The sequence below is a fragment of the Paenibacillus sp. J22R232 genome (assembly GCF_056269165.1).
Map to the genome: position 1 here is coordinate 144,622 of NZ_JBWDNK010000001.1, position 21,971 is coordinate 166,592.

22 protein-coding genes and 1 tRNA gene are annotated in these 21,971 nt (G+C 47.2%); 14 read left to right on the forward strand and 9 right to left on the reverse strand.

The window, feature by feature from the left end; translation table 11 throughout:
- Nucleotides 1-4 precede the first annotated feature (4 nt).
- Nucleotides 5-1,045, reverse strand: a complete 1,041-nt coding sequence (locus AC0YN3_RS00615; RefSeq protein WP_475773240.1) for a YkvI family membrane protein — start codon at nt 1,043-1,045, stop codon at nt 5-7.
- A 116-nt stretch (nt 1,046-1,161) separates the two neighbouring features.
- Between AC0YN3_RS00615 and AC0YN3_RS00620 the strand changes: the two genes are divergently transcribed.
- Nucleotides 1,162-2,451, forward strand: coding sequence for an ArsB/NhaD family transporter (locus AC0YN3_RS00620; protein ID WP_475773241.1), 1,290 nt, complete (start codon nt 1,162-1,164; stop codon nt 2,449-2,451).
- A 6-nt stretch (nt 2,452-2,457) separates the two neighbouring features.
- Here AC0YN3_RS00620 and AC0YN3_RS00625 read toward each other — a convergent pair whose 3' ends face one another.
- Nucleotides 2,458-3,171 (reverse strand): hypothetical protein, encoded by a 714-nt coding sequence (locus AC0YN3_RS00625; RefSeq protein WP_475773242.1) that lies wholly within the window; start codon nt 3,169-3,171, stop codon nt 2,458-2,460.
- A gap of 274 nt (nt 3,172-3,445) precedes the next feature.
- Between AC0YN3_RS00625 and AC0YN3_RS00630 the strand changes: the two genes are divergently transcribed.
- From AC0YN3_RS00630 to AC0YN3_RS00640, 3 genes are all read left to right on the forward strand, one after another.
- Complete coding sequence (locus AC0YN3_RS00630) at nt 3,446-4,015, forward strand: xanthine phosphoribosyltransferase (protein WP_475773243.1); 570 nt, start codon at nt 3,446-3,448, stop codon at nt 4,013-4,015.
- Nucleotides 4,016-4,097: 82 nt separating this feature from the next.
- Nucleotides 4,098-4,418, forward strand: coding sequence for a hypothetical protein (locus tag AC0YN3_RS00635; protein WP_138752003.1), 321 nt, complete (start codon nt 4,098-4,100; stop codon nt 4,416-4,418).
- A 134-nt stretch (nt 4,419-4,552) separates the two neighbouring features.
- A complete protein-coding gene (locus AC0YN3_RS00640) occupies nt 4,553-4,789 on the forward strand; it encodes a hypothetical protein (RefSeq protein ID WP_475773244.1) in 237 nt (78 codons plus the stop codon).
- 56 nt (nt 4,790-4,845) lie between these two features.
- On the opposite strand, the gene AC0YN3_RS00645 is transcribed toward AC0YN3_RS00640, so the two are convergent.
- Nucleotides 4,846-5,319, reverse strand: coding sequence for a hypothetical protein (locus AC0YN3_RS00645; protein ID WP_475773245.1), 474 nt, complete (start codon nt 5,317-5,319; stop codon nt 4,846-4,848).
- Nucleotides 5,320-5,480: 161 nt separating this feature from the next.
- On the opposite strand from AC0YN3_RS00645, the gene AC0YN3_RS00650 reads away from it, so the two are divergent.
- Nucleotides 5,481-6,971, forward strand: a complete 1,491-nt coding sequence (locus AC0YN3_RS00650) for an RtcB family protein (protein WP_475773246.1) — start codon at nt 5,481-5,483, stop codon at nt 6,969-6,971.
- A 591-nt stretch (nt 6,972-7,562) separates the two neighbouring features.
- On the opposite strand, the gene AC0YN3_RS00655 is transcribed toward AC0YN3_RS00650, so the two are convergent.
- Nucleotides 7,563-8,120 (reverse strand): TetR/AcrR family transcriptional regulator, encoded by a 558-nt coding sequence (locus AC0YN3_RS00655; protein ID WP_475773247.1) that lies wholly within the window; start codon nt 8,118-8,120, stop codon nt 7,563-7,565.
- A gap of 367 nt (nt 8,121-8,487) precedes the next feature.
- On the opposite strand from AC0YN3_RS00655, the gene AC0YN3_RS00660 reads away from it, so the two are divergent.
- The 4 genes from AC0YN3_RS00660 (at nt 8,488) to AC0YN3_RS00675 (ending at nt 11,764) form a co-directional block, all read left to right on the forward strand.
- Nucleotides 8,488-9,495 (forward strand): oxidoreductase, encoded by a 1,008-nt coding sequence (locus AC0YN3_RS00660; protein ID WP_475773248.1) that lies wholly within the window; start codon nt 8,488-8,490, stop codon nt 9,493-9,495.
- A 629-nt stretch (nt 9,496-10,124) separates the two neighbouring features.
- Entirely contained in the window at nt 10,125-10,379 is a 255-nt protein-coding gene (locus AC0YN3_RS00665; protein WP_475773249.1) for a hypothetical protein, read from the forward strand.
- A gap of 205 nt (nt 10,380-10,584) precedes the next feature.
- Complete coding sequence (locus AC0YN3_RS00670) at nt 10,585-11,322, forward strand: tRNA(His) guanylyltransferase Thg1 family protein (RefSeq protein ID WP_475773250.1); 738 nt, start codon at nt 10,585-10,587, stop codon at nt 11,320-11,322.
- Nucleotide 11,323: 1 nt separating this feature from the next.
- A complete protein-coding gene (locus AC0YN3_RS00675; protein WP_475774250.1) occupies nt 11,324-11,764 on the forward strand; it encodes an AAA family ATPase in 441 nt (146 codons plus the stop codon).
- A gap of 151 nt (nt 11,765-11,915) precedes the next feature.
- On the opposite strand, the gene AC0YN3_RS00680 is transcribed toward AC0YN3_RS00675, so the two are convergent.
- Nucleotides 11,916-11,999, reverse strand: a tRNA-Leu gene (locus AC0YN3_RS00680).
- An 81-nt stretch (nt 12,000-12,080) separates the two neighbouring features.
- Here AC0YN3_RS00680 and AC0YN3_RS00685 point away from each other — a divergent pair.
- The 3 genes from AC0YN3_RS00685 (at nt 12,081) to AC0YN3_RS00695 (ending at nt 14,268) form a co-directional block, all read left to right on the forward strand.
- Nucleotides 12,081-12,680 carry a xanthine phosphoribosyltransferase gene (locus AC0YN3_RS00685; RefSeq protein WP_475773251.1) on the forward strand — a complete coding sequence of 200 codons (600 nt, stop codon included), beginning with the start codon at nt 12,081-12,083 and terminating at the stop codon, nt 12,678-12,680.
- A gap of 79 nt (nt 12,681-12,759) precedes the next feature.
- Nucleotides 12,760-13,185, forward strand: coding sequence for an Rrf2 family transcriptional regulator (locus tag AC0YN3_RS00690; protein WP_475773252.1), 426 nt, complete (start codon nt 12,760-12,762; stop codon nt 13,183-13,185).
- A gap of 180 nt (nt 13,186-13,365) precedes the next feature.
- A complete protein-coding gene (locus AC0YN3_RS00695; RefSeq protein WP_475773253.1) occupies nt 13,366-14,268 on the forward strand; it encodes a divergent polysaccharide deacetylase family protein in 903 nt (300 codons plus the stop codon).
- Here AC0YN3_RS00695 and AC0YN3_RS00700 read toward each other — a convergent pair.
- Nucleotides 14,233-14,934, reverse strand: coding sequence for an N-acetylmuramoyl-L-alanine amidase family protein (locus AC0YN3_RS00700; RefSeq protein WP_475773254.1), 702 nt, complete (start codon nt 14,932-14,934; stop codon nt 14,233-14,235). The genes AC0YN3_RS00695 and AC0YN3_RS00700 overlap by 36 nt on opposite strands.
- A gap of 134 nt (nt 14,935-15,068) precedes the next feature.
- On the opposite strand from AC0YN3_RS00700, the gene AC0YN3_RS00705 reads away from it, so the two are divergent.
- Nucleotides 15,069-15,263 carry a YqzE family protein gene (locus AC0YN3_RS00705; protein ID WP_475773255.1) on the forward strand — a complete coding sequence of 65 codons (195 nt, stop codon included), beginning with the start codon at nt 15,069-15,071 and terminating at the stop codon, nt 15,261-15,263.
- On the opposite strand, the gene AC0YN3_RS00710 is transcribed toward AC0YN3_RS00705, so the two are convergent.
- From AC0YN3_RS00710 to AC0YN3_RS00720, 3 genes are all read right to left on the reverse strand, one after another.
- A complete protein-coding gene (locus tag AC0YN3_RS00710; protein ID WP_475773256.1) occupies nt 15,254-16,147 on the reverse strand; it encodes a hypothetical protein in 894 nt (297 codons plus the stop codon). The genes AC0YN3_RS00705 and AC0YN3_RS00710 overlap by 10 nt on opposite strands.
- A gap of 123 nt (nt 16,148-16,270) precedes the next feature.
- Nucleotides 16,271-17,233: a YqhG family protein gene (locus tag AC0YN3_RS00715; RefSeq protein WP_475773257.1), complete on the reverse strand. Its 963-nt coding sequence runs from the start codon at nt 17,231-17,233 to the stop codon at nt 16,271-16,273.
- On the reverse strand, nt 17,230-19,041 hold the full coding sequence (locus tag AC0YN3_RS00720; protein ID WP_475773258.1) for a DEAD/DEAH box helicase: 1,812 nt from the start codon (nt 19,039-19,041) through the stop codon (nt 17,230-17,232). Before AC0YN3_RS00720 ends, AC0YN3_RS00715 begins: the two co-directional genes overlap by 4 nt.
- 277 nt (nt 19,042-19,318) lie before the next feature.
- Here AC0YN3_RS00720 and AC0YN3_RS00725 point away from each other — a divergent pair, with 277 nt between their 5' ends.
- On the forward strand, nt 19,319-21,904 hold the full coding sequence (locus AC0YN3_RS00725) for an adenosylcobalamin-dependent ribonucleoside-diphosphate reductase (protein ID WP_475773259.1): 2,586 nt from the start codon (nt 19,319-19,321) through the stop codon (nt 21,902-21,904).
- Nucleotides 21,905-21,971 lie beyond the last annotated feature (67 nt).

The following is a 21,971-nucleotide window of genomic DNA, read 5'->3' on the forward strand; positions in this document are numbered from 1 at the left end:
AGACTCAGTTTGCCGATACTCGTTTGCGAATGATGAGTATGAGCCAGCCGAAGCTGATCAGCCCAAATAGTGGATACAGCGTGGACAGCAGCATGCCGAAGCCGATTTGACTGGCTACATAACAGATGGCAAGGATAAGCAGAACGATTAAGCTGCGGGCCCATTTGAGTCGCTCATGGAGCTGAAGGGTCAAGCCGTAAATGTCGGCAATCAGCGTAGTGAAGATCTCTGCGAAAATAATAAAAATATAAATGAACTGCACGCTAGGACCGAGCTGGCGCGCGATTCCGCCCATCGGAATGGCGAATTGCTGGATGCCCGGCATATGAACCGATAAGGCAATGTGACCAGCTAGCAGCATAAATCCGATGCCAATGCCGCCGACCCATGATCCGGCAATGATGACTTTTCTGTCATTGATTTCTGCGCCTAGCGGGACGAGCACGGCCTGAGACATGGACAGATTAAATGCCGTGTACAGAAAAGGCGAAGCCCATGCGGCCCATATGGAATGGTCGCTAGCGAGCGTAAGGAATTTGTCTGCTCCAGGAGTGTGGAACGTGTCGATCATAATGAGCACCGTAAAAAGAAGCATGACCGGCACGACGATGGCGTTAACCGTCAGAATAGCGTTCATGCCCTTTCGCAGCAGGAAGTAGCAGGCTGCAATCGTAATGAGCAAACCGGATTGATACGAAATATTCCAATGCTCGTAGAAGATGGTGCCAGCACCGGCGAGCATGACGGCCGTTACGCCAAGCAGCACAACCAGCATGAAATGGCTAATCAGCCTGCCGTACTTATCGCCGAATAAAGCTTTGTTCAAGTCCTCGTATGATTTTGCCTTGATCTGACTGGCGATCAGCATCATTTTGGTGCCAAGCCAAATGAATAACACCGTTGACAATGCAATGGTGATCGAACCCCAATACCCGAATCGGGTGAAAAACTGCAAGATCTCTTGACCTGTGGCAAAACCTGCGCCTACAATCGTTCCCATGTAGGTGGAGGCGATTTGCAGCACCTTACCAGTTCGTTTCCACATCGTCTACCGTCCTCCGTTCAATGGCCTCTTCTATATAGAAGGTATGTCCAAACGGGGACAGGCATGACTTTTTTTCGAATTTTACGTAGCCGAAATATGCAGCCGGGAGCACAATCATGTCCTTATTTATTACGTTGACCGTATTTATTGCGGCCTTAACCTTCATATTAATTAAACCTAAAGGGATTAACGAAGCCTTTATCGCCCTGGCGGGTGCCGCTTTATTGTTTGCGGCGCAGCTATTGAAGCCGGAGGATGCGGCTTACATCTGGGGTTTCGTCTGGAATGCTACCTTCTCGCTTATTGGCATTATGCTTTTTACGTCGCTGCTCGATTATAACGGCTTCTTTCGATGGGCAGCCCTACATATCGTTCATCGTTTTCATCATAGGCGGCTGGCTTTATTTATAGGCTTGTCCATTATGGCCGCAATGATTACGGTGTTTTTCAACAATGACGGTACCATACTTATAATGGTTCCCATTGTGCTGGAAGTAACGGCATTGCTGAAGCTGTCGCGAAGCGAAAGATTAACGTTTTTAGTCGGAGTCGGGTTTATGGCCGATACCGCAAGCGCTCCGCTCATGATGAGTAACCTGACGAATATATTGACGGCAGATTTCTTCGATATTTCCTTTGGCGAGTATGCTTCGCGGATGCTTCTTCCTGGTATGATCGCGATCGTGGCTACGATTGTCGTATCGGTCGTTTATTTCTGGGAGCCGATAGGAAAGGCGTCAACAACAAAAACGGCTCTGAGCCTATTCCCTGAACCTGCTTCGGCAATCGCACATAAGCCTCTGTTTTATTTGTCTTGGGTCAATATCGTGTTAATGATGATTGGCTATTTAGGCTCAGAGAGGATTGGCATTCCGGTTGCGGCAGTCGCGCTCGGCTGTGCGGCTTTTCAGTGGATAGCTTCGGCTTCAGCGAGGCGCGCGCCATTCAAGGATACGATTCTGCGGGCGCCATGGCTTATTATTTTGTTTGCCTTGTCAATGAATTTAATCGTGTATAGCCTTCACGTACATGGAGCTACAGCGTGGTTTCCAGAGGTTATCGAGCGTGCTGCGGAAAAAAACGAGCTGGTTGGCATTTTTGGATCGGGCTTGCTGTTTGCGATGCTTGCAGCGGCGATTAATAATTTACCTGCCGTATTGATCTCGTCGCTAGCCATTGAACAAGTTGGCGGTCCGGTGTATTTGCCTTTTGCGAGCCTGCTCGGCACTTCAATCGGTGCAAAGCTAACCCCAATCGGATCGCTTGCCACCTTGTTGTGGATCCAGCTGGTAGGGCAAGGCGGCATAAAAATAAGCTGGCGCGAGTATATGAAGTACGGGCTTGTGTTAACCTTACCTATACTGCTGCTTGCATTACTAGGTTTATGGCTGCTGGATTGGTCATAGAGGGAATCAGCTAAGAGCCAGCAGCTTAATTGAAACGATCTCATTATGGACAGGGTCAAGATCAAGTTTGAGGAGAGCATTCTTCGTTTCGTAAGTAAGCAAATACGCGGTTTGCTTCTCTGGTTTTCCAAGTGTACGCAGTGCCAGCTCAGGGTTGTCTCCAACTTGAAGGCCGCTTAGACCCGCAGAGATGCTTTTGCCGAACACTTCGACATATTGCACGGACTGGTAAGGATTAATGCCGATTGCGAAGCCGTCATATTCTAGCACGGTTATGGGTTCGCTTTCTTCGTCCAGCTTGTAGCTGTCCAGGGGGGCGCCGAAACGTTTTGTAATCGCAGAATGATCATTCCCAATGGAAACGCCTTTAAGCATGGGCTGATCGGGATTCCATGCGGCATCTTCACTTTCTGTTTTCACGGAAGCCTTCGTATCTTTTTCCTTGCGAACCGTGGAGGTTTCTGCGCCTGTATCGCTGCTTGTATCTGCCGCGTTCCAGTAGGGCTCAACTGGGCTAAGTGCGTCGTCTTCCGTTTCAATATAATTCTTTTGGGGAGTGTCGGGTGAATCGTTTTGATCGCTCCTGGAAGAAACGATGTTGCCGGTTGTGCCAGCTGGTTCCTTCGGGACTGCGCTTTGGCAGCCGGCTAACAAAATGATAAGCGCGGAAGCAGCAGCAAGCATGGCCGTTTTTGTAGGTTCTTTCTGGTAAAGGTTCAAGGTGTACGCTCCTTTCTCGCCTAATTATATAATCGGTAGATAGGTTTAGAAGTATAAGGAAAAGTGGATTTTCGAGTATAAGTCTTGAAAAGTGTCTATTCTATTAGACGCTTTTTAAGTGGAAAAAGTTGCTCTTTTTTACCGGGGATTTGAAATTATTCCTAACAAATACTTTGAATTTATAAGCATTCCTATAGAAGCCTTCCATAGGGTTGCACTTTTTGCCTGACCTATGGTACGTTATCAAAAAGGATTTTGGTGGAGGTAATGAAAGATGGAGAGCTTAAAAAAACGCATTTTAGCAGAATCATCCGTATTGTCGAGCAATGTGCTGCGGATGGATGCTTTGATCAACCACCAGGTCGACCCGCAATTGACAATGGAAATGGGACAAGAGTTTGCTAGGCGCTTTGCGGAAGAGCATATTACGAAGGTCATAACGGTGGAATCCTCCGGCATTCCTGCAGCTTATGCGACTGCATTTACGCTTGGCGTGCCGCTTGTATTCGCACGTCGGAAGAAGACGCTGATTGCGGATCCGGATGCATACGTAGAGCGCGTGCCATCCTTTACAAAAGGTATGGTTACCGATATTATGGTATCCAAGCAGTTTCTAAAAGCTGAAGACCGGGTATTGTTCATTGATGACATTATCGCAAATGGCGATGCCGCACGCGGTTTAATCAAAATTATTCAGCGCTCAGGCGCGACACTGATCGGCCTTGGCGTCGTAGTCGAGAAGTCATTCCAAGCCGGAGGCAGAACGCTTCGGGAACAGGGAATTCGTGTAGAGCCGCTCGTGCGTATTTCATCGCTGGATAACGGTGAAATTCAGTTCGAGTAGAATGTTCCAGCACAAATGCTCTTTTCCCATCCGGCATTATCGCTTATAATGATACAGAAGTGATCGAGGGGAGGCACAAGTTATGGGGGAAATGTCTGCAGAGTTTATGTATACGAAGCTAAGCGGCGCGAAAGTCCACTTTGAGCGTGCACTGGATTGTAAACATACGGAATTTGATGATCTATATCCTTATATGATTGAGCATCCACAATTTTTCTGGTACAAACGCTATGTAGCATGGTCAGAGCTGTTGACGATCGTGAAGCTTTGCGATGAGTTGTCTATTGAATGGCGGGAACAGTTCACTGACCGTCAGAGCGAATATATTGGCAAACGCGTCATGTCATCGCGAGTGCTCGATGAGTGGTATGAAACCAATGATGCCAAAGAGCATGCTGGCTAACGGAACGGTATATCGGCAGTGAGCCGATGATTGCCTTATAGGTGAAAGAAGACCTCAATGCATGCGCGAGCATCCATTGGGGTTTTTCAATACCTCAATGAACGGATAGGCTTTAAAAGGAGGGAGGAACGCAAATGATAAGCGAAGAGCAGCTGGATGAATTTCGTGTCAGCGGAGCAACCATAAGGGTAGTCAGAGATGCGATGGAAGCGAACGACGTACATGGCATCGTCGTCGCTTGGGATGAGACTTCCGTCGTTATTCGGCGGCCGAGTCGACGTGTGGTGAAGCTCAGCCGTACATACAGCTTTGCGCCGGTGTCTGAGGAACGCGTGAATTTGTTTGAGGAAAAACCTTCTATCGGTGAGTAATCTGTAGCAAAGGAAGAGCCTCCGACTCCTTATGGCGGAGGCTCTTCCTTTGCCTTTTATGGGAAAGAATATGAAAGCCGAGCAATGGCATGTTGGAACTGCTGCTCATACTGTGCATCGGCATCCAAGTTTGCGAATGACCAGTAGAATATAAGGATATTATTTGCGGAATAAATTCGCGGAATCATCATGTCATAGGATTCTTTTTGTTTGTTGAAGTCTTGTATTCCTTCGTTTTTTGCTTTCACAGACTCGAACACGTAGACGGATACCTGCTCTAGCTTATTGGGATCAACGTTTTCTTTGGGAGACCCTACTTTAAATCGGCTTGGGGTCATTTGGTTCAATATCCAGTCGTTATTTTCGTTATAAGGTATTAACACAAGACCCTCCGCCTCAAGTGCTCGCTTGAAATCAGGCAACGTCAGCGCTACCCCATGGAGGAGCGCTTCATCTTCTGTTTCCTCATTGACTTGTAAACATCCCGTTAAAGTTAGCAGCATTAGAACTGAAATCATAATCAGCTTCATGAACTTCCCCCTGTCTTGCCTTTGTTACATAAAACGATGGCATTATTGTAAATGTTGCAATTTTTCCTATATGGAAATTCCAGCATATGGTATCATAATCGTGTTTAAGCGTGCTTTCAGTGTACAGAAGAAATTAACCAAGTCATAAAGGATGGTCCTTATTGAAATTTAAAAAAAGCAATGATATTCCCGTTCGTTTTTTTGTAAACGATCAAATTAAGCTTGAGAAAAATGCACTAGCAGAGCTTGACCAACTGCTTGCAGTAAATGAAGCGGTTGAGACATTGAAACGATATGACCCCGGTTACTTCGCGAACGAAGAGGCCAAAATCGAAGAAGTGGCGATTACGCCGGACTTCCATAAAGGAAGCGGGATCCCAATTGGGACCACAATATTGACAAAAGGTTTTGTCATACCGCAAGCGGTTGGCAACGATATTAATTGCGGGATGCGCTTGTACACGACATCCTTGAAGGAAGAGGACATCAGATCCAAGCTCAAACAAATCGAATCGGACATCCGCCATGTGTTTTTCGAAGGCGGGCGTCACATCCCGATGACCAGAATGCAGCGCGAAGCCATTCTCAAAGAGGGACTCATGGGCATACTCGATTCTCAAAAAGCAATGAATCGTGATGGTTTATGGGAATTTTACGATAGGCAGCAGCAAGAAAAAGATCTTTTGAAAGTTAATCGTCATGGCTCATTTTTTACGGATAAAGTAGACGGATTGGATAGCTATCTAGGCAGCGCAGCGGTATCTTATGACAGTCAGATCGGTTCAATCGGCGGCGGAAACCATTTTGTTGAAATTCAAAAGGTTGTGAATATCCGAAATCACGCGCTTGCTAGCGAATGGAATCTAAAGCAGAATCAAATTGTCGTGATGATCCATACCGGCTCCGTGTCTATTGGGCACCATGCTGGCCTAAACATCAAGGAAATGCTGAAGGGAATGTACCCGGCTTCCTTGAAGCATCCAGCCAATGGCATCTATGTACTGCCGCATGCTGAACAGTTTGCTTCGGAATGGGCACGATACTGGAACCTGCTGCATAACGCAGCTAACTTTGCATTTGCCAATCGACTATTTTTGGGACTTATGCTTCAGAAATCGTTGGCTAGAAGCCTAAAGGAATTTGAATATCAGCTGCTCTACGATGCGCCGCATAATTTTGTGTGGGAGGAAACTATAGATGGAGCTCCCGGATATATTCACCGTAAAGGCTCCTGCACAGCAAAATCAGCGGAACAAATGATGAATACGCCATTTCAGTACACGGGGGAACCCGTGTTCATTCCAGGCTCAATGGGTGCCAAAAGCTATATCCTTGCAGGGCTGGGCAACCGAGATAGCTTGTTCAGTGCGAGTCATGGCGCGGGCAGAAGCCTTTCAAGAGGCGATTCTGTAAAAGCGGATGACGCGTTGTTCCGGCAATTTATTGCGAAGTTCAATATTGTTACGCCGATTGATCCGAATCGGAATGATATCAAATCAAGGCAGGACATCCTGAAAAAGTGGGAAGAAGAATTAAAAAAGGAGGCTCCGTACGCATATAAGGATATCAATGCCATTATTGAATCGCATGAAGAACATGGCATGGCACAGGTCGTGGCGGAAGTAGAGCCAATTCTAACGATCAAGGGTTAATTCAGAGCAACGAAAGTTTTTTTAATCTCAAAATAAGAAGAGCCTTAATTAAAAGGTTCTTCTTATTTTGCGCATATTCGATTAAGGCATGATAACTTTTCAAGACTCCCTGTAATTAAACGAAGAAGGAATCCAATTGTTTCCGGACTTCTTCATTTCAACCTCAATTTTTCCCGTGGTTTATGCTTCATAAACATGCCATTCAACGGAATATACAACTTTGAATTTATCAATTCCATCCCAAGTCAAGCTCAAGAAAGTTCCTCTCTGTCCGTTTTTTCAAGAAGATTGATCCATTCTTTTTTCTTGGAAATCGCAATTGAAGTTATTTTTATCGCTTCCCTCCGCATAAATAAATCCAAGAAAAATGGTCGCCTTCAATGCGCCACACAGTCAAAAATGAAACTAAGGCTGCCATTAGCTGGCAGCCTTAGTTTCATTTAAATCGATGACTTCAGTTAGTTCGACTCAGACGGCGCACATCTTCCATTTACGTAGACTTTTGCGGTTTAGGACATCTTATTGAAGAATAAAATGCGCAAAACGCCGCCTATAGTAGGCTTTCCCAGGTAGCAGAGACGAACCATTCCTCTAAGAGGAAAGAATAATTCGGAGCAAGTCTTCAATCATTTGGCGAAGCTCCGACGAGTTTCGGGCGACAATTTTAAATCCGCGCAATGCGCTGGTCAAAAGATGCGCCAGTTTCTCTGGAGAAAGGCTATTTGGGCTGCCGGCGGAATTTGATCGCGATTCCAAAATTGAGATCAGAACGACTTCAAGCTTATTGTAGCTTGCGTCGAGTGCCTCCTGGGCGAATACGTAAGAGCTATCGGTCATTTCTTTTACTTCCGGAGAGTTCAAGGATTGATCGAAATTATTTATAGACCACACTTCGAACGCATATAAAATTTTTTCTTCAGGTGTTTTCTTGGAAGAAAGTCCTTCCACTATTTCTTCAATAAGAGTGTCGCCATAATGTAGAATCGTAGCGTTAAAAACTTCCTCCTTGTTCTTGAAGTACAAATAGAGACCAGCACGTGAAATACCGGCGGCCTGTGCTATTTCATTCATTGACACTCGCTTAAAGCCATACTTGAAATACACGTCCAATGCCACGGATAAAATATGCAGCTTTTTTTTGTCGTCCATGAATGTATTATTATACACTTTACAAACTTTGTCCAGTCGTATAATATAGTCACATAGACACTAAACGTTTTTTGTCTAAATAACTATAAAGGAGACCTGTCATGATGATCACGGCATAAATCGACACTGTCGAGAAGAGGCTGCCAAATTTATTTGGTGGACAACACGGCTTTTGTACCTGTGGATAACAAGCTAATGACTGGCGTACGTGAATTGGCGATCGAGTAAACTTGCCGAAACGCTTTGAACTATTAATAGGGATCTTTTGCTCATTGGATCAATTCCGGGACTATTTAAATAAAGATTTTTATTAGCTATATAAAAATTCAAATCATATTTTTCATAAAACAATTAAAGGAGTTTTATTATGACAACTAAACAAACACCTATCGGCTCAGGCTATGGAGCGTCTTCGACAGCCGAAGACGTTATCAGGGGTATTAACCTATCCGGAAAAATTGCTATCGTTACAGGCGGCTATTCCGGTCTCGGTCTTGAGACCGTCCGTGTGCTGCGTTCTGCTGGCGCCAAGGTCATCGTCCCGACACGTGATCGCAACAAAGCCGTATCCGCGCTTGCGGACATCGAAGGCATCGAAATTGAAGAGATGGACTTGCTGGATTCTGCTTCGATTGATGCCTTTGCTGAGAGGTTTCTTGCCTCCGGCCAGCCGCTGCACATACTGGTAAACAGCGCAGGCATCATGGCATCTCCTCTGACACGCGATTCGCGAGGTTATGAATCTCAATTCGCAACGAACCATTTGGGCCATTTCCAGCTTGTCGCGCGGCTTTGGCCTGCGCTGCGCAATTCGAACGGCGCGCGGGTGGTTTCAGTTTCTTCCTGGGGACATCACTTTTCCCCCGTCGTGTTCGATGATCCAAACTTCGAGAAACGTGACTATGACCGATGGGGGGCCTATGGCCAGACGAAGACGGCGAACATTCTCTTTGCGGTCGCGCTTGACAAGCGTGGCCATGCCGACGGTGTACGTGCCTTTTCCCTTCATCCGGGCAGCATCGTCGGCACCGGTCTCGAAAAACATCTTTCGTATGAGGAACTACGCGCGGCGGGCGTCATCGACGAAAACGGCCAGCCGGTTCTCGACCCAACGAAAAATCTCAAGACCGTAGGGCAAGGGGCTGCTACCAGCGTATGGTGTGCGACGAGCCTACAGCTTAACAATATGGGCGGCGTTTATTGCGAGAACTGCGATATCGCCCCTCTGGGACAGGACGCTGAGTCCGAATTTCATTTGGACAACAATTCGACGTTAACGGACTCCGGCGTGATGCCATATGCGGTCGATCCGGATGCGGCCGATCGACTCTGGAGCCTTAGTGAACAGCTGATAGGATTAACGTTTGCAATATAGAAGAAAAGTGGCAAGGCTGCAGAACGCCATTACTCGCTGAAGGCGTTCTGCCACCTTACATTCTTTGATTATTGGGCCACCATTGCTTCAGCAATCTCGTTAACAATTGGAACGAACCTGACTACTGGACTTCAAATCAATAACCAAAAAGAGAAACGGGACAGCCCAGGACTAAATCCGCGCTGTCCCGTTATTTGTTGTGAAGACTTCCGGTAATTGGCAGAGAAATAAAATCGTTTAAGATTCCAATGGGGAAATTGGGAAGTTTGGTTATGAAACGAATGAAGTGTATACATATCGCGAGTCTGGAGGCAATGAATTAACAATTGAACTGGAAAATGTTCAGGATTCGCAACTAAGCTAACATGTTATAATAAGATACTGATTGCTTTCATAGAAAATATAAACAACAAAGGAGCATACATCATGGATTCGATTTTATTTATTGCAGCATGGGCTATTATTGGCATTTTTATTGGTGGAGTGATTGTTTTGGTAAAGGCTAAATTCAAGAAATAATTAATTGTTTAATGATGTGTTTCCTTGAAATTTTGCCTATGCTTTTGACAGTTTAGTTAGCATTAAATGATTGAATCAATATAAGAGCCTATTTGATTAAGGGGAAATGTATGAGGAAATATCAGCTTCTCGAAGAACCAACTAACTCCATAAAAAAAGTAATGTTATATGAGACGCATGAAGGTGTGTACATTTTTTTATATGATACACATGAAGATAAGCCATGTTTTGCGGACTATTGGTTTGAGCTGGTAGAGGATGCCGATGATTACTGTAAAAAGAAAGTAAATATAGTAGAAAACAATTGGCGTATGCTTGATGACCCCAAAGTCGGATGCCAGCATGATTTAATTGAATGTACATAAAATTTGGATTTAATTAAAGTTGACTTGGCATTTCTTTATCGCGACTATTCGCTGATTACAACAATTTATGATGATAGTGTAACACTAGGGACTCATCTTCAGCCCAATTCGGTATTCGAGTTCACCATAAATTGGTTTTCAGATAAAGAGATTATACAAGTACCAATGAAACTTCGAAATCGTTACAAAAGGGATGGTAATTAATATGAAAAAAGATGATTTCGGTAATCGAATGAAGGAATACGAAAATGCCTTTCGACACGCATTGCCACGGAGGCTTCCAGTTTTATTAAGAATTGATGGCTGCCACTTTCACACGTTTACTCGTGGCTTGATTAAACCATTTGACGAGAATCTAACGAATGCTTTATGGGAAACGGCTAAGTACCTTGCCGAAAATGTTATGGGATGCAAACTGGTGTATCATCAGAGCGATGAAATTTCTTTGTTGTTAACTAATTATGATAAATTGACAACCGAATCATGGTTCCAAAACAACATACAAAAGATAGTATCCGTTTCTGCTTCTATGGCTACTGCAAAGTTTAACCAAGAGATCCAAAAGGTATATCCTGATAAACCTCTAGCCACTTTTGATAGTAGGGCATGGGTGTTGCCACATGACGAAGTAGCTAATTATTTCTTATGGAGGCAGCAAGATGCCTCTAAGAATAGCATTTCGATGGTTGCTCAGGCTAACTTTCCTCACATACAGTTACAAGGATTGAACGGAAAGCAGCTTCAGGATAAATTATTTTTAGAAAAAGGGGTTAACTGGAACGAACTTCCTACATGGCAAAAGCGTGGAGTTTGTGTTACAAAACAAGACTACTTTAAAGGTGATGCACAAAGAAGCAAATGGGATGTTGATTTAGATATTCCAATATTTTCTCAAGACAGAGATTATATAAACAAATACGCGAACTTGAGTAAGGATGATTGATTTGGAGTGCGTTATATTTGTTGGCATACAAGCTTCTGGAAAATCAACCTTTTATAAAGAAAAGTTTTTTAATACGCACATGAGAATCAATCTGGATATGCTTAAAACCAGATATAGAGAAAGAACGTATCTTGAAGCGTCAATTCACGCAAAACAATCATTTGTCGTTGATAATACGAATCCAACAAAATTGGATCGCCAGAAATATATTGATGCGGTCAGCGGTCATGGTTATAAAATAATCGGCTACTTTTTTGAACCCAACCTAGATGAATCGCTCATTCGAAATGAACATCGTAATGACAGAGAGATGGTTCCGATCGTTGGGATTAAAAGCACGCTTGGAAAATTGCAGAGGCCCGAATATAACGAAGGATTTCATGAAATTTATGTTGTGACAACGAATGATGGGATTTTTAACGACACGATGCAACAGTTGTAGAAATCATTCCGACGTAAACTGTCCTGCAGAATTCCAAATTATGATGACCATAACAAAAAAAGCACATTAGTAGCTGTTTATTAAAAACAGAAAGCCAATGTGCTATACTTATTTTATTTAGATCACTTAAATGCTATTTTTTCAAAAAGGATGCGGCCGAGAGGACTCGAACCTCCACGGCTGTTACACCACTAGAACCTGAATCTAGCGCGTCTGCCAATTCCGCCACGGCCGCATAACTTGTTTCAACAGAAGATATCATAGCATGAATATGGTGGAAATGTCAATATTATTTTTGATAAATGGAGGAACGGTTGTGAAGCAATTAGAACAAAAGATTATTGAAGAAGGTATCGTGTTAAATGAAAATGTGCTGAAGGTGGATTCATTCCTGAACCATCAAGTCGATCCGGAGCTTATGTATAGCATTGGCCAGTCATTCGCTGCACTCTTTGAAGCGCAAAAAGTTACAAAGGTGCTCACGCTCGAATCCTCAGGCATTGCGCCTGCAGTCATGGCTGCGCTGCAAATGAACGTCCCGCTCGTGTTTGCACGAAAACGCAAATCGCTTACGCTCAAGGATGACCTGTACACGGAGAAAATTTTCTCGTTCACGAAGCAAGAAGAGAGCGAGGTTACCGTTTCGCGCAAGTTCATAACAGCAGAGGATCGTGTGCTGATTATTGATGATTTTCTGGCGAACGGCGACGCAGCGCTTGGTTTAGCGAAAATCGTAGAGCAAGCACAAGCTTCGGTGGCAGGAATCGGAATTGTGATCGAGAAAGCATTTCAGCCAGGTCGAAACAAACTGGTTGAGCTAGGGTATCTCGTGCATTCATTAGCAAGGGTAGCCTCTTTGTCAGATGGCAAAGCAACGTTTGTCCCTGATCCGAATCGTACAGACAGCAGCGTTTAATTGACAATTCAATGATCATGTAACTATAATGCTTACATAAAGATGGTATCGGATTCTTTCCTTACAGGAGGTGATCACGTTGACTAGCAATAGGTTTGCCGTTGCCGTTCATATTATGACGTTGCTTGAGACGAGTAAGACATCACGTCTGACATCAGACATTATCGCTAGCAGCGTGAATACAAACCCTGTCGTCATTCGAAGAATTATGGGAATGTTGAACAAAGCGGGTCTTGTCATGACGAGCGCCGGCGTTGCAGGAGCCGTCATCACAAGGCCGGCAAACGAGATTACGTTGAATGATATATACAACGCGGTTCATAACAATGGACAGGATGAGCTGTTTGCTATCCATGAGCAGCCTAATCCTGCTTGTACGGTTGGCCGCCATATTCAGTCGTCGCTGGAAACCGCTTTTAACGAGGCCCAGAAGGCAATGGCGGATAAGTTGGCGGGCATTACGCTTGAACAGATTTCATTAGACGTTATGAGCAAGGCGGATTAATGGAGAGTGTTATAAGAAGAGGCCTTCATAGGGCCTCTTTTTTGCTGTTTTTTTGTTGCTGCGGCACGCCAGTTGATTTCGTCTGGGTGAAAATGGAAGTGGGTTCATGGTGACAGGATTAGCATATTTCCCAGCATTTTCACAAACAATGATAGTAAAAGGCGAGAGGTGCGTGCAGCAGTGGGCAGACAGCAAAAAGATAAGACATGGGCAGTTGAGGTTGGACATGCGGGAAACTGGGTGCGTATGAGCATTAAAATTGCTGCGGTAATGGCATTATGCGGATTATTTACGGCAGGAGCCGGCATGACCAGCTTTGCGCTCTCGGCGAATAGGACCGGTACTGCCTTACAAGAGACGTCGAATGTACAGGTGCAGCGTGCTGTCGCCGTTGTGATTGACGATTTTGGCAACGGAATGAATGGAACGGCGGAGATGATGAAGCTGCCCATCAAAATAACGGCAGCGATTATGCCATTTATGCCGACAACGAAACAGGATGCCGAGGAAGCGCATAGACTCGGCCACGATATCATCGTACATATGCCCATGGAGCCAAATAAAGGATTGAAGAAATGGCTGGGGCCAGGCGCATTGACGACGGATTTGAGTGACGAAGAGGTTAAGAAACGGGTAGAAGCTGCGATTGATGATGTGCCACACGCCATTGGAATGAATAATCATATGGGTTCCAAGGTGACGGCTGACGAGAGAATGATGCGGATCGTACTTGGCGTATGCAAGGATCGAGGGTTGTTCTTCCTGGACAGCCGAACGACCTATAAAACAGTCGTTCCCAAAATCGCAGAGGAGCTGGGAGTACCGATCGTTTCGAATGACGTGTTCCTTGATGACGTATACTCCTTACAGCATATCTCCAAGCAAATCGGTGTCTTGCGCAAGCATTTGGAATCGCACGCCAGCTGCATCACGATCGGACATGTAGGGCCTCCCGGGAAATTTACCGCATCGGTCCTTCAGCAATCGATTCCTGTTATGCAGCCAAACGTGCAATTCGTAAAATTGACGGCGCTTATAAGCGGCGGCTCAATGAACGATCCACTTGTATTGCCTAATTCCTGAAGCGATGGCTTCGGCCACCTCTTGCTGCCGAACGGGATCTGTCAGCATGGTACGGTCTGCCGCGCTGCTAATGAAGCCCATCTCGACGATGACCGAAGGATCCGAAACTCGCTTGAGCAAATAAAACGGCTTTCCTTCACGCGGGAGGAAGGCCGTATTTTGTTGGCGATTAAGCGCGTCTTGAATGCAGAAAGCCAGCAAGGAGCTTTCACCGCTGCTTTGGTGCAGGACCAGCGGCCCTCTCTCCGTTGGTTTTTTGGACCAATTCACATGCAGGCTGATGAGCAGCTCGCTATCGATTTCTTCCGTCAGCTGGCGTCGCTGGGACAAATCCTTGCGATGCCTCGAGCGGGTAAGATGCCAGCGGTTGTCATCGCTTAAGGCATAGTCGCCATTGCGGTTAAGCACCGCGGGAATATTCTGGTTGCGAAGAATCGTGTATAGCTTGCGCGCAACCGCGAGATTAATGTCTTTCTCCAATATATCGGCTGCAGATGCGCCGCCATCAATACCCCCGTGTCCCGCATCGATAATGACAACGGTAGTGGGCAGCGCCCAATCCGCTCTGGAGCCAACCGGAATCAACGGCCAAGCGCTCGCGTTTGTCAAACCGCTGCAAAATGCAAGCCATAGTGCGATAGAGCCAATTATTATTGTACGAAACATAATGGTTGTTCCTCCAGATCACTTAGACTTATGCTTAGCGTGTCTTTTTGGAGGTCAACTCATGCATGTTTACATTCGGCTGGTCCGGGGCAAACTTAATGTATCATCTTATTTAAGAGCTGGAGGCGGGACTTATGGCAAAAGGCGATGAGTACGTGAAATATATGGCAGAGCAATTCGTGGCTTATATCGAAACGCCGAGGGAAGAGCGGAAGCAGACGCGGACATCAGCCAAAGCACGCAGGGAGCCATGGCTGACGCGGTGGTTCGGATGGGGACCGATGAGCATTATTTTATGGTGGAGAGGGCTCGTTCAGCGTCAGCGGTAGAAGCTTCCGAGTTCGATTAACAAGGATACCGGGATATAGCGCCTGTCTGAACCGTCCTCGTTCGTTTCGAGGGCAAGGTATATCGGGCCGTTGTCCCATTTATGATAACCGACTACAGACCACACATATCTCATTTGATCCTGGAACAGCTCTGCGGTGTATCGGAGCTGTTCTTTGTTGTTTATTCGTGCGAATAACGGAGAATAGGCAAAAGCGTTAACCGCAAGCGGCTTGTCGGTAAGCCAAGGAAGCCGGTCGTACGCTTGGAATGAAGGCAGGCTTAGCTGCTTCATAATTTTTGCAGGCTTACGGATTTGCACCGGAAGGGGAGCAGCCGATTTTGCAGCGGCAGCCTCGAGCCAATCTTTATCTTGAATGGGAAGGCTTTCGCCGCTGGAGGAATCGGTGTAATAAGATTGATCGCCATCGGCTATTTTCCATACTGACAGCAAGGGATTAACGTAAAGGGCTTCGATTTGCGTCGCAGGCTGCAGCAATTCTAGCTGCTTGACCGATCGCGACAATGTTCCTTGATCGAAGGGTGGGCTGCTGCTTGTCCCATATTCACCAAGTTGATAGCCGCCTGATTCCACGGCATGCACGATTAGATAGCCAACGGTTTGTTTTTGCTGCTTCACGAGAACCAGCCAGCTATGCGTACCTGGGCCTATTGGCGATATAACCAAGTCAGCTTTCTTCCAAGCGGCAAATGAATGCTGGGACGAGAGCTCTTGCACCCATTGCTCGGCTTGCTGCTGGACGGGCTCGTAGGTTGCTGCGGGAGTGGAGAGCGCAGATGCAGGCTGCTGCTGCATCCCGCCGGCATATAGCACAATTGCGGTTAGGACGCATGCTGCTGTCAGCTTTATGAATTTTTTTCGCAATATGATCACCTCTTTGCTATTGTATCGGACATGCCTCAAGAAGGCTGTTGCAACCTGTCAGGAAAAGGCGGCCGCATGACCGCCTTTTTTTGGCGTATTGCTGCGGATATCGTCAAATCCATGTCAGTCGATGCCCTCTAGATGGAAGATCCCGCAGTTAATAGCGGATGCAGTCACACGCGGCTCATATTGCCACCTGATCTCAGATTGGCGCTGGGCGAATTGCTCTTCGATAGCTGACTTGTTTTCCTCTAAGGCATGCTCTACAAGCGGTTTATAGTACCCGCTAATTCGCTCAAGCTCCTCTTCCAGTCGTGCAGAAGCGCTTTCTGCCCAGCTATAGTCATATGCCCGCAGCTTGCGCTCTAGCGCTTGCTCCACGATGCCGAGCGCTTTATTGTAAGAAATCCCGTTTTTGGTAATGTGAATATTCGCGGGCAGCCGCGGTGTAAGCTTGTTGGTGAGCAAGCGATCATAAAACTGCTCCACGCATTGTCCGGTCGCTAATGAAACACCGAAGCAATGGATCTCCTCGCGTTTGCGGTCGCACGCAAATTCTACGCGCATATTAACGCCAAGCCAAGCCGTATATGGCGTCGATGAGAAAGGATTGGCGCTTCGTTTGTCAGGCTCTTGGAATAAATAAACGTAGCTTCCCTTTGCCTTGGCGGCATCGAACAGCATATCCAGCTTGCGTGCCCCAAAAAACAAGTCCTCGCGCGGGACGCGGGCAGGTGCGGCAAGATTGCCGTGAACAAAGCCGAGCGACCTGCCTAGCGCTGCATTGGCGGCTGCCTCCTGCGCATTCTCTGCGGGAGCTTGCGCGGATTTGACCGCAGCGTCGTTTATTTTGGCTTCTTCGGCAGCATCGTATTTGTTCTTGTCCGTAACGAATAGAAAGGTCATCGTCTCGGGCTCGGCATTTACGCGGTCTACAAAGCTCCAATAGTAGGGACGATTCGTAAGCTCACGGTCTGCATGCGGCGAGAGCTTAACGGTGAAATGGTTGGGCGATTTTTCCAAAATCGAACATTCTGTCGCATCTAGGTAGCGGTTTACGAACTTGTGCACCTGCTTCTCGTTCAAGGCTGCACCTCCACGGTTTGTCCAAGCGAATCCAAATTGACGATCAGGTCGGGACTGGCGGTCTCCGGCTGATCCCCCGTTAATACTTCTTCGCGGATCCGGCTAAGCGACGTGCCCAAATGATTTATTTTTTGCTTCAAATCAGTGTCATTGCCTGATTCTAGCAGCATTTTGGCAAGTCTCTGCTCCAAGGAGCCGTCGCCTTTTTCGAATCGTTCGAGAATATGGTCAAGCTCTCCGATGACGAGCTCGAACAGGTTGATTTTCTCATGCAGCAGGTTCACGATATGCTCCTCGATGGTGCCTACGGTACATAGATTGTAGATTTTTACGTCTTCCTTTTGGCCAAGCCGATGGACGCGTCCGATCCGTTGTTCTACCCTCATCGGATTCCAAGGCAAATCGAAGTTAATCATATGGTGGCAAAACTGCAGGTTGATTCCTTCGCCGCCGGCTTCCGTTGCAATGAGAATTTGGGCGCGTCCCCGGAACAAATCCATCATCCAGTCCTTTTTGCCTCGATTCATCCCGCCGCGGTAAGGCACGGCAATCATGTTCTGTGCCCGGAAGAACTGCAGCAGATACTCCTGCGTAGCCCGATACTCGGTGAAAATAATGACTTTATCATTCATTTCCTTGACGAGCTCCATCGCTTTCTCGGCTTTCGTATTCGCTTTAATATTTTTGATTTTCTCCACAAGCTCCCAAATTCGCGGACGCATCGGAGAATCCTCGGCTGTTTTTTTGAATAGATTGACCAGCGTTAAAAAGACAGCGTCGCGGCTGCTGCATACTTCGCGCTGCAGCGTGACCAAGGAAAGCATGCTGGTTAAGTCGCCGCCGCTCTCCTCGTAACGCTCCTTCACAAACCCGGTTACCGAGTCATAAAGCGCCTTTTCGTCCTCGGATAAGGTGAGCGGGATGTTTTTGACGAAACGTTTCGTAAAGTGAATGCCGCCGTCGCCGCGGCGGTTGCGGATCATGACGCCGGACAGCGCTTCTTGCAGCTGATCCTCGTTCTTGGGCACGCGTTTGTCTACGACAAAGTTGGCGGCAAAATCGCTCATTCCGCCCAGCTGTCCCGGCTTTAACAGCGTAATGAGATTAAACAATTCATCCATGTCATTCTGAATCGGCGTGGCCGTGAGCAGCAGGCAATATTTCTTGCGCAGAAGGTTGGCAAATTGATAGTTCGTCGTTTTTTTGTTTTTAAGCTTATGCGCCTCATCAATAATGATGAGATCATAATCGGTGCTAAGCACCAGCTCGCGGTGCGGCTCTCTTTTAGCCGTATCTATCGATGCTACAACTACGTCATAGCCCCAAGTATGCGCCTTTTTCTGGGCGACAGCCGAGATTCCGAATTTTTGGTTAAGCTCCCGAACCCACTGCAGCACTAAGGAAGCGGGAACGAGAATTAAGACGCGTCTGGCCAACCCTCGCACGATGTATTCTTTGAGCACGAGACCCGCTTCTATCGTTTTGCCGAGACCAACCTCGTCTGCAAGTATAGCCCGCCCGCCCATCTCGTGCACGACCTTGCGCGCCGTGCTGATTTGATGGGGCATCGGCTCGAAAGAAGGAAGCGAACGAAGGCAGAGCAGCTGCTCGAAGCTTTCTATCCGTTTTGCCTGCTCGGCTTCCATAGCAAGCTGGTACAGTGTCCAATCATCCCATGGTCCGCCACGCGTCTGACGGTTTTGCAGCTCCTCGAACCAGGTACGGTCGCACTGCAAGTCGACAAGCGGATGCAGCTTGCGCGTGCCGGCATCGGCTGAAGCAGCCTGCGGCGTTGTTTGAAATGTCATCAAGTGCAGCTCCTTCCGCGGTATAAGGGATAAGTTGTAATCAGTATTGCCTTTTCAATCAATAATAATAAGATGCCGCATAAAAAAGAGTATGGACAAGCAAATTGGCGAGAGCGTGCATGTAAGCGAAGGAGATTGAGGTTTCGCGCCATTCAGAAGCAAGAAAATCAATATCTAGTATAGTATAATGATTAAATGACACAATATATTGTGCTAAACGCATAGTATGGAGATACATATGGTTATAGCGCGATAACCTGAAGGAGGAATCGTTTAGATGGGGAAAGCAGAAGGAAGGCGCCTTGAGGGATTAAGCGAGAAAATATTTTTGGACCGGTATGCTTGGAAAAACGCGGATACTAGCCTGACGAAGATCGGTGATACCGTTCTCGTATTGACGCAGGATGATCCAAAGTTTCCTGTAAAAGAAGTGGGAGAAGTAGTCGCGCGCGTAGGCAATCACGTACAGGTGAAGCTCAGGAACGGCGAACAAACGGAGTCGAGCATCGAGAAGCTCACCTTGACGGTGGAGAAAACGCCAGAGGAGATGTGGGACCGTCTTGCGGGAGCTATGGCATCCGTTGAAGAGAGCCAAGAGAAACAGGATGAGTGGAGAGAGAAATTCAGATATATCCTACATGATTGGAAGTTGGTACCAGGCGGAAGAATCGCGGCAGGCGCCGGGGCAAGCGAAGAGCTGACTTTGTTTAATTGCTACGTCATTCCCTCGCCGAAAGACAGCCGTGGCGGCATTATGGGGAGTTTGTCCGACATGACTGAGATCATGGCACGAGGCGGAGGAGTAGGCATGAACCTTTCTTCGCTTCGTCCTCGCCGCGCAATCGTAGCCGGAGTCAACGGTTCTTCGAGCGGCGCCGTGTCTTGGGGGGGATTGTTCAGTTATACGACGGGATTAATCGAGCAGGGCGGAAGCAGGAGAGGCGCATTAATGCTTATGCTTAACGATTGGCATCCGGATGTGCTGGAATTCATTACGGTCAAGCAAACGATGGGCCAAGTTACAAACGCGAATCTATCAGTGTGCGTAAGCAATGCGTTCATGCAGGCAGTGAAAGAGGACGCGGATTGGGAGCTCGTATTCCCTGATACGAAGGAAAAGGATTACGACGAGCTCTGGTCTGGCGATCTGGAGGAATGGAAGAGGCTTGGGAAAAAAGTTATCCACTATCAAACCGTGCGTGCACGCGATATTTGGCAAACCATCATCGATGCGGCTTGGAAGTCCGCGGAGCCTGGCGTTGTTTTTATGGAATACTACAATCAAATGTCGAACAGCTGGTATTTCAACCCTATCGTCAGCACGAACCCCTGCGGAGAGCAAGGACTGCCGGGCTGGGGCGTATGCAACCTTTCGGCCGTGAATTTATCGCAATTCTATGACGAGAAGACGCATGATGTCGCGTGGGAGGAGCTTGCTCAGGTGACACGCTGGTCCGTGCGGTTTCTGGATAATGTCATTGACAAGACGCCTTACCATTTCGAAGAAAATGAGCGCAACCAGAAGCTTGAACGCCGCATTGGTCTCGGTACGATGGGGCTGGCCGAGCTGATGATCAAGCTGGGAATTCGTTACGGGAGCAAGGAGTCCTTGGCGTTTCTCGATAAGCTGTATGCGTTTATGGCCCGTGAATCTTATCTGGCGTCTACGGAAATTGCAGCGGAGAAGGGCTCGTTCCAAGCATTCGATGCGGAGAAGTACGTACAGAGCGGCTTTATGAAAAATTTGATTCACGCTTTCCCGGAAATTGGCGAAGCCGTTTCCGAGAATGGAATGCGGAATGTGACGGTCATTACGCAGGCTCCGACAGGAAGCACGGGGACAATGGTCGGAACCTCGACGGGGATCGAGCCTTATTTTGCATTCGAATATTACCGGCAGAGCCGATTAGGCTACGATAAGCAAGACGTGCCTATTGCGGCAGATTGGAAGGCAGCCAATCCTGGAAAGGAGCTCCCCGATTATTATGTCACGGCGATGAGCTTATCCGCGGAGGATCACATTCGCGTACAGGCGGCTATTCAGCGCTGGGTAGACAGCTCGATCTCGAAAACAGCGAATTGCCCGGCTGACTTTACGGTTGAAGAAACAGGGAAGCTGTATGAGCTTGCATTTGAGCTCGGCTGTAAAGGCGTGACGATCTATCGGGATGGAAGCCGCGATGTGCAGGTCTTATCTACGGAGAAGAGCGGAGCATTGCGTGAGGACGAACATGCGGCTGATGAGACGAAGTCGGCTGCTGATATGGCTTCTGAGGTCGACAAAGCCGAGCATTTCGATGCGTCTCTTGTAGAAGCGGTTGTTCCTGACTTAGCGGCTGAGCAAGTGCTCGATAAACAATACAAGCGGAGGCCGCAGGTGTTAAGAGGCGCTACCTATAAAGTGAACTCACCGTTCGGCATGGCTTATATTACGATTAATGACTTGAATGGCACGCCGGGCGAGATCTTTCTGAATGTGGGCAAAGCCGGCTCCGATGTATTCGCAATGGCTGAGGCGCTGGGGCGCGTTTGCTCATTATTCCTGCGTTACGGCGATCACGGGAACAAGGTGAAGCTGCTCATTAAGCATTTAAAGGGAATAGGAGGTTCGGGAGCAATCGGATTCGGCGCCAACAGGGTGGAATCCATTGCGGACGCCGTCGCCAAAGCGCTGGAGCTGCATGCGGAGAGCGGAGAAGAGACTGCGGCTGCCATGCATGTTCCAATAGAAAAAGCGGCAAACAAAGGTAATCATCCGGTAGCGGCGCCTTTAAGAGATTTATGCCCATCCTGCGGTTCGGCTGCCTTGATTAATATCGAAGGCTGCAAGCAGTGTACGAATTGCGGCTATAGCAGATGCTAGATGTGCAAATAGTCATGCGTTAAATCTATCATAACTATAGAAACGATAATATTGATCGATGATTCAT